Source organism: Streptomyces sp. R-07 (assembly GCF_049913175.1).
In the GTDB taxonomy this organism is placed as follows: domain Bacteria; phylum Actinomycetota; class Actinomycetes; order Streptomycetales; family Streptomycetaceae; genus Streptomyces.
In genome coordinates this window covers 1,417,281-1,429,066 of the sequence record NZ_CP183978.1, presented here as the reverse complement: position 1 = coordinate 1,429,066, position 11,786 = coordinate 1,417,281, and the positions used below count along the sequence as shown (strand labels likewise).

At 73.3% G+C, this 11,786-nt stretch carries 11 protein-coding genes; 10 read left to right on the top strand and 1 reads right to left on the bottom strand.

The features are described 5' to 3' along the window. Positions 1–176 precede the first annotated feature (176 nt). Genes ACN9M0_RS06380 through ACN9M0_RS06370 form a run of 3 tightly spaced genes read left to right on the top strand, consistent with a single transcriptional unit; the run spans position 177 to position 3,108 of the window. Positions 177–1,145 carry a hypothetical protein gene (locus ACN9M0_RS06380; protein WP_426403260.1) on the top strand — a complete coding sequence of 323 codons (969 nt, stop codon included), beginning with the start codon at positions 177–179 and terminating at the stop codon, positions 1,143–1,145. Beyond that, positions 1,142–2,326, top strand: coding sequence for a type VII secretion-associated serine protease mycosin (mycP, locus tag ACN9M0_RS06375; RefSeq protein ID WP_426403259.1), 1,185 nt, complete (start codon positions 1,142–1,144; stop codon positions 2,324–2,326). The genes ACN9M0_RS06380 and mycP overlap by 4 nt, the downstream gene beginning before the upstream one ends. Before the next feature lie 47 nt (positions 2,327–2,373). Beyond that, on the top strand, positions 2,374–3,108 hold the full coding sequence (locus tag ACN9M0_RS06370) for an SseB family protein (RefSeq protein ID WP_399697659.1): 735 nt from the start codon (positions 2,374–2,376) through the stop codon (positions 3,106–3,108). A gap of 108 nt (positions 3,109–3,216) precedes the next feature. Here ACN9M0_RS06370 and ACN9M0_RS06365 read toward each other — a convergent pair whose 3' ends face one another. Beyond that, the gene (locus tag ACN9M0_RS06365; protein ID WP_030691940.1) at positions 3,217–3,594 is read right to left on the bottom strand and encodes a DUF1844 domain-containing protein; all 378 of its coding nucleotides are present in this window, start codon (positions 3,592–3,594) and stop codon (positions 3,217–3,219) included. 286 nt (positions 3,595–3,880) lie between these two features. Here ACN9M0_RS06365 and infC point away from each other — a divergent pair, with 286 nt between their 5' ends. The 7 genes from infC to pheT all read left to right on the top strand — a co-directional run bounded on the left by infC (position 3,881) and on the right by pheT (position 11,575). After that, the gene (gene infC / locus ACN9M0_RS06360; protein ID WP_366040682.1) at positions 3,881–4,630 is read left to right on the top strand and encodes a translation initiation factor IF-3; all 750 of its coding nucleotides are present in this window, start codon (positions 3,881–3,883) and stop codon (positions 4,628–4,630) included. A 123-nt stretch (positions 4,631–4,753) separates the two neighbouring features. Beyond that, positions 4,754–4,948: a 50S ribosomal protein L35 gene (gene rpmI / locus ACN9M0_RS06355; RefSeq protein ID WP_015032399.1), complete on the top strand. Its 195-nt coding sequence runs from the start codon at positions 4,754–4,756 to the stop codon at positions 4,946–4,948. A gap of 106 nt (positions 4,949–5,054) precedes the next feature. Then, positions 5,055–5,441, top strand: coding sequence for a 50S ribosomal protein L20 (gene rplT / locus ACN9M0_RS06350; RefSeq protein WP_366040683.1), 387 nt, complete (start codon positions 5,055–5,057; stop codon positions 5,439–5,441). Positions 5,442–5,669: 228 nt separating this feature from the next. Further along, positions 5,670–6,509: a TrmH family RNA methyltransferase gene (locus ACN9M0_RS06345; RefSeq protein WP_366040684.1), complete on the top strand. Its 840-nt coding sequence runs from the start codon at positions 5,670–5,672 to the stop codon at positions 6,507–6,509. Between the two features lie 81 nt (positions 6,510–6,590). Further along, positions 6,591–7,748 (top strand): sensor histidine kinase, encoded by a 1,158-nt coding sequence (locus ACN9M0_RS06340; RefSeq protein WP_366040685.1) that lies wholly within the window; start codon positions 6,591–6,593, stop codon positions 7,746–7,748. Between the two features lie 156 nt (positions 7,749–7,904). Next, the gene (gene pheS / locus ACN9M0_RS06335; RefSeq protein WP_426403258.1) at positions 7,905–9,044 is read left to right on the top strand and encodes a phenylalanine--tRNA ligase subunit alpha; all 1,140 of its coding nucleotides are present in this window, start codon (positions 7,905–7,907) and stop codon (positions 9,042–9,044) included. Continuing rightward, a complete protein-coding gene (gene pheT / locus ACN9M0_RS06330) occupies positions 9,044–11,575 on the top strand; it encodes a phenylalanine--tRNA ligase subunit beta (protein WP_399697651.1) in 2,532 nt (843 codons plus the stop codon). The genes pheS and pheT overlap by 1 nt, the downstream gene beginning before the upstream one ends. Positions 11,576–11,786 lie beyond the last annotated feature (211 nt).

Sequence of the window (11,786 nt, the reverse complement as noted above, 5' to 3'; positions counted from 1 at the left end):
CCCGGCCCACGGCCGCCTCCGTCCGGCCCGCGACCGCCCCTGCCGGGCCCACGGCCGCCTCCGTCCGGCCCGCGGCCGCCCCTGCCCGGCCCACGGCCGCCTCCGTCCGGCCCGCGACCGCCCCTGCTGGGCCCACGGGCGCGCCGCCCCGGCCCACGGCCGGACCCGCCCGGCCGGTGGCTGCTCCCACAGGCGCCGCGGCTGCCACCTCCGGGCCCTCGGCCGCCCCGCCCCGGCCCACGGCCGGACCCGTCGCGCCCACCCAGGCGCCGGTCGGCCCCCCTCCCGTAAAGACGCGGTCCCTCCCTCCGTACGGCCGCTCCTACGGTCCCGGCCCCCTGCCGCCCGAGGTGCCCGTCGAGATCACCACGCGGCTGCGGCCCGTGCGGGAGCGGCGTACCGGGCGGACCCTCGTCGTCGCCGTCTGTGCCGTGCTCGGGTTCGGGCTCGTCGGCGGTGCCCTCGCCGGTGTGTGGCTGGCCGCGGCCGAGCCCGGCAAACCCGTCGAACCCGTCGGGTACACCGAGGCCAAGGACCTCTGGCACAACGCTCCCGTCGACACCCTCTTCCCCCGCACCCTCGCCGGCCCCGGCGCCGGCCCCGGCGGCGCGGCCCGCACCTGGACCCGGATCGTCGTCGCCCCCGACGCCGCCTGCACCCCCGCCGTCCTGCCCAAGGGCCTCCGCGCCACCGTCGAGCCGCTCGGCTGCGCGCGCGTCCTGCGCGCCACCTACACCGACGCCACCGCCAGCAGCGTGATCACCGTCGGCCTCGTCTTCACCCGCGCCGACGCCGCCACCCAGCGCACCCTCGGCCAGGACCTCACCACCCGCCTCGGCACGGACGTCCCCCCGGCCCTCCCCGGCCCCGGCACCGTCGCCGCGCGGTTCGGCGCCCCGCAGCGCGCCGCCTGGTGGCTGAACGCCCCCGCCGACCTCCCCGTCGTGGTCACCGCCGTCTCCGGCTTCGCCGACGGCCGGACCGTCGACGGCGGCGCGGTGCCCGCCGACCGGGCCATGACCGCGAACCGTACCGACGCCACCGCCCAGTCCGGCCTGGGCCACGAGGCCAAGGGCATCACCGAACGCCTCGTACGACTGCTGCGCACGGCCGCCACCACGGCCGCCAAGGAGAACGCCCGGTGATCCGACCCACCCACCGCCGGGCACGCGGCGGCGCGGTCGCCCTGCTCGCCGCGGCCTTCTCCGTCCTGCCCGCCACCACCGCCCCCGCGCACGCCGACACCATCCGGGCCCGCCAGTGGGGCCTCGAAGCCCTCCACACCACGGAGGCCTGGCGCACCACCAAGGGCAAGGGCGTCACCGTCGCCGTCCTCGACACCGGAGTCGACGCCGACCACCCGGACCTCGCGGGTTCGGTCCTCACCGGACGCGACCTCGTCGGCTTCGGGGCCTCGCGCGGCGACCGCGCCTGGGCCCGGCACGGCACCGCCATGGCCGGCATCATCGCCGGGCACGGCCATGGCCCCGGCGCCCAGGACGGCGTCCTCGGCGTCGCCCCGGACGTCCGGATCATGCCCGTACGGGTCATCCTGGAGTCCACCGACAAGGCTCGCGACAAGGCCCGCAAGACCCGGGGCACCGCCCTCGCCGAAGGCATCCGCTGGGCCGCCGACCACGGCGCCGACGTCATCAACCTCTCCCTCGGCGACGACTCCAAGTCCGCCCACCCCGACGCGGGCGAGGACGCCGCCGTCCAGTACGCCCTCGCCAAGGGCGTCTCCGTCGTCGCCTCCGCGGGCAACGGCGGCGAGAAGGGCGACCACATCTCCTACCCCGCGGCCTACCCCGGCGTCATCGCCGTCGCCGCCGTGGACCGCTACGGCACCCACGCATCCTTCTCCACCCGCCGCTGGTACGCCACCGTCAGCGCCCCCGGCGACGACATCGTCATCGCCGACCCCGACCGCCGCTACTACGAGGGCTGGGGCACCAGCGCCGCCGCCGCGTTCGTCTCCGGGGCCGTCGCCCTCGTCCGCTCCGCGCACCCCGACCTCACGCCCGCCCAGGTCAAGCGGCTGCTGATCGCCACCGCCCGCAACCGGCCGAAGGGCGGACGCAGCGACGCCAAGGGGTACGGGACGGTCGACCCGGCCGCCGCGATCGCCGCCGGGGGCAAGATCAAGGGCGGCGACCCCAAGAACACCGCCACCGGCTACCAGGGCCGGTACTTCGGGCCCGGCCCGCTGGCCGCCCCCGAGGAGAGCCGCCCCTTCGGTCTGCTCGCCCCCGTCGCCGGCGGACTCGGCGCCCTGCTGCTGCTCACCGCCGTGATGGTGAGGCGCGCCCACCGGGCCTCCTCCTGACCTGGGGGGTGTCCGGCCGGGCCCGGCCCGGCGGTTAGGCTCGGTGCGTGGCGCTCAAGAACATCCCGGACCCCGGTTTCTCCGAAGACGACGGCACCGCCGACCCGCGGCTCGCCGCGGCCCTCGCGGCCTGGGCGGAGGACAGAACCGCCCACGGCCCGGTCCTCGAAGCACTGAAGGGGGCCCGGCTTCTGGTCCCCGTGGTCGCCATGCTCGGCGAGGTCGAGACCGACCCCGAGACGGGCCTGAAGCGGGAGAAGACGAGCGACATGGCCGTCCCCACCCTCACGGCCGGCGACCGGCGGGCCCTGCCCGCCTTCACCTCGATCGCCTCGCTCGCCCTCTGGGACCCGGCCGCCCGGCCCGTCGCGGTCCCGCTGCAGCAGGCGCTCGCGGCCCTCGTCCACGAGAAGGCCGACACCCTGGTCCTGGACCTGGCCGGCCCGGTGCCGTACCAGGTGACCGGCTCCGCCCTGCTCGCCCTCGCGGAGGGCCGGGCCGGTACCGACCCGCTCGACGACCCGGCCGTACGGGAAGCCGTGCGCGCCGCCGTCGCCGCCGAGCCCGCGGTGCTCCGCGCCCACCTGGGACCCGGCACCGCCGACGGCACCGTCGCCCTCGTCCTCGACGCGGACGCCTCCGCGGCGGAGGCCGCCCAGCGCGTGGCCCGCGCCCTGGCCGCCGACGAAACACTGAGGGCCCGCCTGGTGCGGGGCCTCGACCTGGCACTCCTGCCGGCCTCGGCCACCCCTCCGGGCGAGCCCTTCTACGTGAGGAACTAGGCGCGTCTGGCCGTACACCGGCCCTGTGACTGTTGTCTTCCGGGGGCGCCTCCCCGTACCCCCTCCCGGGGGGCGCGGCCCCCGTACCCCCGGGAGGACGACCAGGTCCTAGCCGTACACCGGCCCCGTGTACTTCTCGCCCGGGCCCTGGCCCGGCTCGTCCGGGATCAGGGAGGCCTCGCGGAAGGCGAGCTGGAGGGACTTCAGGCCGTCCCGCAGGGGAGCCGCGTGGAAGGAGGAGACCTCCGTCGCGCCGGCGTCCAGCAGGCCCGCGAGCGCGTGCACCAGCTTGCGCGCCTCGTCGAGGTCCTTGTGCTTGTCGCCCTCCTCGGTGAGCCCGAGCTTCACGGCGGCGGCGCTCATCAGGTTGACGGCGACGGTCACGATCACCTCGACCGCCGGGACCTCGGCGATGTCGCGGGTCATGGATTCGAAGTCGGGGGTCTCGGGGGAGTCCGGGGACTCGTTCTGGGGCGTCTCGCTCATGCCTCATACGATATGCCGGTACACGGTTCGCGGAGACCGCCGGGTCCTGCTAACCTTGTGTAACGACCGGCCGGACACCTGCGTGCCCGGCCCACAAGTGGAGGCTCCGTACTCCCACCTGACCACCCTGACGGGTGGCGGGTCACCGGTCAGGTGGCGCCCATCGTTCCGTACGGACGATGGAGCCGCCCGATGTGCGCCCCGCGGTTGACCGCGGCGGTGCTCCGGTATTTCTTTGGAGCCCCGCCTGTGTCCCGTCCGGGGCATTTTTCATGTACCGGCTCGGTTGGTCTTCAAAAACAGACGTTGCGCGTCCGTCCGCCAGGCGGTCGCGTGGTGCTACCTAGGAGGATCCATCAGCGCCGAGCCCCGCATCAACGACAGGATTCGCGTTCCCGAGGTGCGACTTGTCGGACCCAGCGGCGAGCAGGTCGGGATTGTTCCGCTTGCCAAGGCCCTGGAGCTCGCACAGGAGTACGACCTCGACCTGGTCGAGGTCGCGGCGAACGCCCGTCCGCCCGTGTGCAAGCTCATGGACTACGGGAAGTTCAAGTACGAGTCGGCCATGAAGGCCCGTGAGGCGCGCAAGAACCAGGCGCACACGGTCATCAAGGAGATGAAGCTCCGGCCGAAGATCGACCCGCACGACTACGACACCAAGAAGGGTCACGTCGTCCGGTTCCTCAAGCAGGGCGACAAGGTCAAGATCACGATCATGTTCCGTGGTCGTGAGCAGTCCCGCCCCGAGCTTGGATTCCGGCTGCTGCAGCGGCTGGCGTCGGACGTCGAGGAGCTTGGCTTCATCGAGTCCAACCCGAAGCAGGACGGCCGGAACATGATCATGGTTCTCGGCCCGCACAAGAAGAAGACCGAGGCCATGGCCGAGGCGCGTGAGGCGCAGGCCGCACGCAAGGCCGAGCGCCAGGGCGTCACCGCCGAGGAGGCGTCCGAGGCTCCGGCCGACGAGGCCCCGGTCGCCGAGGCCCCGGTCGCCGAGGCTTCGGCCGACGCTCCGGCCGAGACCCCCGAGGCGTGAGCCGACGGGCTGCCATCCAGGCAGCCCGGGGCCCCGCCCGGAACCACCACACGAAGAATTGACGCTCCCGTTCGTCCGGTGCCAGCACCGGGGGGAGCGCCACTGACGAGGAGATACGGCGCGATGCCGAAGAACAAGACGCACTCCGGTGCCAAGAAGCGCTTCAAGGTCACCGGCTCCGGCAAGATCCTGCGCGAGCGCGCCGGCAAGCGCCACCTGCTCGAGCACAAGTCGTCCAAGCTGACGCGTCGCCTCACCGGCAACGCCGAGATGGCCCCGGGCGACGCGGCCAAGATCAAGAAGATGCTGGGCATCTGATCTGATCACCCGCCCTCGGCGACGAGGGCTTCCGGCCAGGTCCGGGACCCATTCGTTTTTCGGGTCGTGTGAGTCCAACCACGACCCCGCTACAAGGAGTTAACAAGTGGCACGCGTCAAGCGGGCAGTCAACGCCCACAAGAAGCGCCGGGCGATCCTCGAGGCGGCCTCCGGCTACCGCGGTCAGCGCTCGCGCCTGTACCGCAAGGCCAAGGAGCAGGTCACCCACTCGCTGGTCTACAACTACAACGACCGCAAGAAGCGCAAGGGCGACTTCCGTCAGCTGTGGATCCAGCGCATCAACGCCGCTGCCCGCCTGAACGGCATGACGTACAACCGCCTCATCCAGGGTCTGAAGGCCGCCAACATCGAGGTGGACCGCAAGATCCTCGCCGAGCTGGCCGTCAACGACTCCAACGCGTTCGCCGCGCTGGTCGAGGTCGCGCAGAAGGCCCTGCCGGCCGACGTCAACGCCCCGAAGGCCGCCGCCTGATCTTCCAGGCCGCAGTACTTCTGCCCGGACCCGCAGGCCTCGCGCCTGCGGGTCCGGCGCGTTGACCGCCCCAGGGCCTGTCTGGCCCTTCCCGTCGGGTCCGGCCCGCCCGGCACGCACGCTCGACGCACGCCGATCGCACGCACCGAACGACCCGGCCTGATCCGACGCGAATGGTCGGACAGGCCCTGGCCGCCATACCCGCCGAGTCCAGAGAGCCGCAGGCACATGTCCACCCCCGAGCTGATCTCCCCGCGTTCCCCGCGCGTCGTCGCCGCCCGGCGGCTCGCCAAGCGCAACTTCCGGGGCAAGGACCGCCTCTTCATCGCCGAGGGCCCGCAGGCCGTCCGCGAGGCCGTCGAGCACCGCGGCGCCGGCGGAGAACCCACCCTCGTCGAGCTGTTCACCACCGTCGAGGCCGCCGAGCGCCACGCCACGATCGTCGACGCCGCCCGCGCCGCCGGCGCCCGCGTCCACCACGCCTCCGACGCCGTCCTCGCCGAGGTCTCCCAGACCGTCACCCCGCAGGGCCTCGTCGGCGTCTGCCGGTTCCTCGACTCGCCGTTCGAGGAGATCATCGCCGCCCGGCCCAAGCTCGTCGCCGTCCTCGCGCACGTCCGCGACCCCGGGAACGCCGGCACCGTGCTGCGCTGCGCCGACGCCGCCGGCGCCGACGCCGTCGTCCTCACCGACGCCTCCGTCGACCTCTACAACCCCAAGTCCGTCCGCGCCTCCGTCGGCTCCCTCTTCCACCTGCCGGTGGCCGTCGGCGTCCCCGTCGAGCAGGCCGTCGCCGGACTCAAGGGCGCGGGCGTACGGATCCTCGCCGCCGACGGGGCCGGCCTGGACGACCTCGACGACGAGCTCGACGCCGGCACCATGGGCGGGCCCACCGCCTGGATCTTCGGCAACGAGGCCTGGGGACTGCCCGAGGAGACCCGGGCGCTCGCCGACGCCGTCGTCCGCGTCCCGATCCACGGCAAGGCCGAGAGCCTCAACCTGGCCACCGCCGCCGCGGTCTGCCTGTACGCCTCCGCCCGCGCCCAGCGCCCCCGAACCTCCGCCTGAGGGGTCCATTCCGCCCGCCCCGCCCAGTAGAGTGACGCACTCGGGGGCCCACTGCGCTACACGGAGGGGTGGGGAACGGGGATGACGGTCGGCACGGACAGTCCCGCACAGGCACGGAGCGCCGTGCCGCACGCCCCGGAGCCGCCCGGAGCCGGCTCCGAGCCGCCCGGCCGGGCCGCCGCGTTCGCCGGCCTCGACCCCGACGACCTGCCCGACGGTCTCGTCATCGCCGACGAGACCGGCCGCGTCGTCTGCTTCAACGCCGCCGCCGGCCGCATCACCGCCGTACCCGGCGACCGGGCCCTCGGCCTCACCCTCGACCAGGCGCTGCCCCTGGAGGACCTCAAGGGCCGCCGCTGGTGGGCGCTGACCGATCCGTACGGCGGCCTCTCCACCCGCCGCGGCCAGCCCGAGCGCAACCTGCTGCTCCCCGGCGGCCGCGAGGTCCTCGTCTCCGCCCGGTACGTCCGCGAGCACCCCACAGGACCCGTCCGCCGGGTCGTGGTCTCCCTGCGCGGCACCGAGGCCCGCCGCCGCACCGAGCGCAGCCACGCCGAACTCATCGCCACCGTCGCCCACGAACTGCGCTCCCCGCTCACCTCCGTGAAGGGCTTCACCGCCACCCTCCTCGACAAGTGGGAGCGGTTCAACGACGAGCAGAAGCGGCTCATGCTGGAGACCGTCGACGCCGATGCGGGCCGCATCAAGCGGCTCATCGCCGAACTCCTCGACATCTCCCGGATCGACTCCGGCCGCCTCGAGGTGCGCCGCCAGCCCGTCGACATCGCCGCCGCCGTCGGCCGGCACATCCAGGTGCACACCACCGGCGGCCAGTCCCCGGACCGTTTCTTCGTACGGATCAGGCCACAGCTGCCCGCGCTCTGGGCCGACCCCGACAAGATCGACCAGATCCTCGGGAACCTCCTCGAAAATGCGGTGCGCCACGGCGAGGGAACCGTCACCATCGAGGTGGCACCCACCACGCTGGGCGACGACGGAGAAGAGGGGACGGAGGTCACCGTGAGCGACGAGGGACCCGGTATCCCCGAAGAGTCGATGAGCCGTGTCTTCACCCGCTTCTGGCGGGGCAGCAAGCGCGGCGGCACCGGCCTCGGCCTCTACATCGTCAAGGGCGTCGTCGAGGCCCACGGCGGCACCATCACCGTCGGACGGGGCCCCCGTGGCGGGGCCGAGTTCCGATTTATCCTGCCCGTCGGCACCCCGGCCCACCTTCTCTGACGTCTCAGCAGTCGAGACCGTACGAGATCAGGAGCCGCCCGGCCCGCCCACGGGCTCATTCGCGTCCCCGCGCCCCGTTAGACTCGTCCTTTGGCACGTTTGCGCCCTTGACGTCGAGCGGGGCCGCCCAGCCAGCCAACGGAAGCACGGGAAGAGATGTCCGCACCCAATAAGTCGTACGACCCGGTTGAGGTCGAGGCACTGAAACCGGAAGAGATCGAGCGCATGCGGGACGAGGCGCTCGCCGCCTTCGCCGCCGCGGGCGACCTCGACGCGCTCGCGCACGCGAAGACGGCGCACACCGGTGGCACCTCGCCGCTGGCGCTCGCCAACCGGGAGATCGGTGCCCTGCCCCCGCAGGCCAAGGCCGCCGCCGGAAAGATCGTGGGCCAGGCCCGCGGCATCGTCTCCAAGGCGCTCGCCGCCCGGCAGACCGAGCTGGAGGCCGAGCGCGACGCGCGCGTCCTCGTCGAGGAGGCCGTCGACGTCACCCTGCCGTACGACCGCGTCCCGGCCGGCGCCCGGCACCCGCTGACCACGCTCATGGAGCGCGTCTCCGACGTGTTCGTCTCCATGGGGTACGAGGTCGCCGAGGGCCCCGAGGTCGAGGCGGAGTGGTTCAACTTCGACGCCCTCAACTTCGTCCCGGACCACCCGGCCCGGCAGATGCAGGACACCTTCTTCGTCCAGGGAACCTCCGTCGAGGGAACCGCCACCACGGGCGACGAGTCCGGCGTCGTGCTCCGTACGCACACCTCGCCGGTCCAGGCCCGCACGCTCATCGACCGGGAGCCCCCGGTCTACGTCGTGTGCCCCGGCCGCGTCTACCGCACGGACGAGCTCGACGCCACGCACACCCCGGTCTTCCACCAGATCGAGCTGCTCGCCGTCGACGAGGGCCTGACCATGGCCGACCTCAAGGGCACCCTCGACCACATGGTCCAGGCGCTCTTCGGCCCGGACATGAAGACCCGGCTGCGGCCGAACTTCTTCCCCTTCACCGAGCCGTCCGCCGAGATGGACATGCTCTGCTACGTCTGCCGCGGCGAGTCCGTCGGCAACCCGGACCGTCCCTGCCGCACCTGCGGCAGCGAGGGATGGATCGAGCTCGGCGGCTGCGGCATGGTCAACCCGAAGGTGCTGACCGCCTGTGGTGTGGACCCCGAGAAGTACAGCGGATTCGCCTTCGGGTTCGGCATCGAGCGGATGCTGATGTTCCGCCACAACGTCGACGACATGCGAGACATGGTCGAGGGTGACGTCCGGTTCACCCGGCCGTTCGGGATGGAGATCTGATGCGGGTCCCGCTTTCTTGGCTGCGGGAGTACGTCGACCTGCCGGCGACGGAGACCGGCCGCGACGTCCAGGCCAAGCTCATTTCGGCAGGCCTCGAGGTCGAGACTGTCGAGCAGCTCGGCGCCGGCCTGACCGGCCCGCTGGTGGTCGGCAAGGTCCTCACCATCGAGGAGCTGACGGACTTCAAGAAGCCCATCCGCTTCTGCACCGTCGACGTCGGCCAGGCCAACGGCACCGGCGAGCCCCAGGAGATCATCTGCGGCGCCCGGAACTTCGCCGAGGGCGACAAGGTCGTCGTGGCCCTGCCCGGCGCCGTGCTCCCCGGAGACTTCCGGATCGCCGAGCGCAAGACGTACGGCCGCGTCTCCCGGGGCATGATCTGCTCCGGCGACGAGCTCGGCATGGGCGACGACGGCACGCACGGCATCATCGTGCTGCCGCCGGAGCACGAGATCGGCACCGACGCCACGGTCCTCCTGGAGCTGTTCGACGAGGTCCTCGACATCGCCGTCACCCCGGACCGCGGCTACTGCCTCTCGATGCGCGGCGTCGCCCGCGAGACCGCCACCGCCTACGGCCTGCCGCTGCGCGACCCGGCGCTCCTCGACGTGCCCGCGCCGAACGCGTACGGCTACCCGGTCCAGATCGCCGACCCGATCGGCTGCGACCGCTTCACGGCCCGCACCGTCGTCGGTCTCGACCCCGAGGCCCGCAGCCCCATCTGGCTGCAGCGCCGCCTGCAGAAGGTCGGCATGCGCCCGATCTCGCTCGCCGTCGACATCACGAACTACGTGATGATCGAGCTCGGCCAGCCGCTGCACGCCTACGACCGCACCCGGATCGACGGACCCATCGGGGTCCGCCGCGCTGCCGCCGGCGAGAAGATCACCACCCTCGACGGCACCGCGCGCGTCCTCGACTCGGGCGACCTGGTCATCACCGACAACCGCGGACCGATCGGTCTCGCGGGCGTCATGGGCGGTGCCCACACGGAGATCGCCGACCCGGTGACGGACGCGGCGACCGGCATCGTCACCGGCACCACCGAGGTCGTCGTCGAGGCCGCGCACTTCGACGCGATCTCGATCGCCCGCACGGCCCGCCGCCACAAGCTGTCCTCCGAGGCGTCCAGGCGCTTCGAGCGCGGCGTCGACCCGCAGGCGGCCGCCGCCGCGGCGCAGCGCACGGTCGACCTGCTCGTGCTCCTCGCGGGCGGCACCGCCGAGGCCGGCGTCACCGAGGTCGCCGCCCCCTCGGCGCCGCACACCATCACCATGCCGGCGAACCACCCCGACAAGGTCGCGGGCGTCGCCTACGGCCGCGAGATCGTCGTCCGGCGCCTCCAGGAGGTCGGCTGCGACGTCTACGGCCAGGACGAGCTCGTCGTCACCGTGCCGTCGTGGCGTCCCGACCTCTACGTGCCGAACGACCTCGCCGAAGAGGTCATCCGCCTGGAGGGCTACGAGAACCTGCCCTCCACGCTGCCGAAGCCCCCGGCCGGCCGTGGGCTCACCGAGCGCCAGCGCGTCCACCGCCGGGTGGGCCGCGCCCTGGCCGGCGCCGGCTACGTCGAGGCGCTGAACTACCCGTTCATCGGCGAGCAGGCCCTCGACCACCTCGGTCTCGACGCGGACGACGCCCGTCGCCGCCTCGTGAAGCTGGTCAACCCGCTCTCGGACGAGGAGCCCGCGCTCCGTACGACGCTGCTCCCGGGTCTGCTCGGTGCGCTCCGCCGCAACGACAGCCGTGGCAGCCACGACCTGGCGCTCTTCGAGACCGGTCTGGTCTTCCGGCCGACCGAGGGCGGGTCGGGCGTCGCCGTCCGCCTGGGCGTCGACCGCCGCCCCACCGACGAGGAGATCGCCCGCGTCAACGCCGCGCTGCCCGCGCAGCCGCGCCGCGCCGCCGTCGTCCTCGCCGGTGCGCGCGAGCAGGCCGGCTGGTGGGGCAAGGGCCGTCCGTCCGACTGGGCGGACGCCGTCGAGGCCGGCCGGACCGTGGCCGCCGAGGCCGGGGTCGAGCTGATCATCAGCGCCGACCAGCACGCGCCCTGGCACCCGGGCCGCTGCGCCGCGTTCCACGTCGAAGTGGACGGCGAGAAGGTCCTCGTCGGCCACGCCGGCGAGCTCCACCCGCGCGTGGTGAAGGCGTTCGGCCTGCCGGCCCGCGCCTGCGCGATGGAGATCGACCTGGACCTCCTGGAGAAGGCGAACGAGGGCCCCCTGAAGGCCCCCCGGATCTCCTCCTTCCCGGTCGCCACCCAGGACGTCGCCCTGGTCGTCGCGGGTGACGTCCCGGCCGCCGACGTCGAGGCCGCCCTCACCGAGGGCGCGGGTGAACTCCTGGAGTCCATCCGGCTGTTCGACGTCTACACCGGCGACCAGCTCGGCGAGGGCAGCAAGTCCCTGGCGTACGCGCTGAAGTTCCGCGCCACGGACCGCACCCTGACGGTCGACGAGGCCAGCGCGGCCCGCGACGCCGCGGTGGCCCTGGCCGCCGAGCGCACCGGCGCCGTCCTGCGCGGCGCCTGACGCACCGCAGCACCACCAGGAGGGCCGCCCCGGGAACATCCCGGGGCGGCCCTCAGCCGTTGCGGCACCCCGGGGAGTCGCAGATCCCTTCGGGCTTCGACCGTCCGTGCGCGTGGCGGAGCCCTGGCGGAGGGCGGCGTCGTGGGGGCGCTCACTCCTTCGGGTGAGATCGCCGGGGGCTGTTCCATGGTGGACCGCCCGGTCGGCAGAA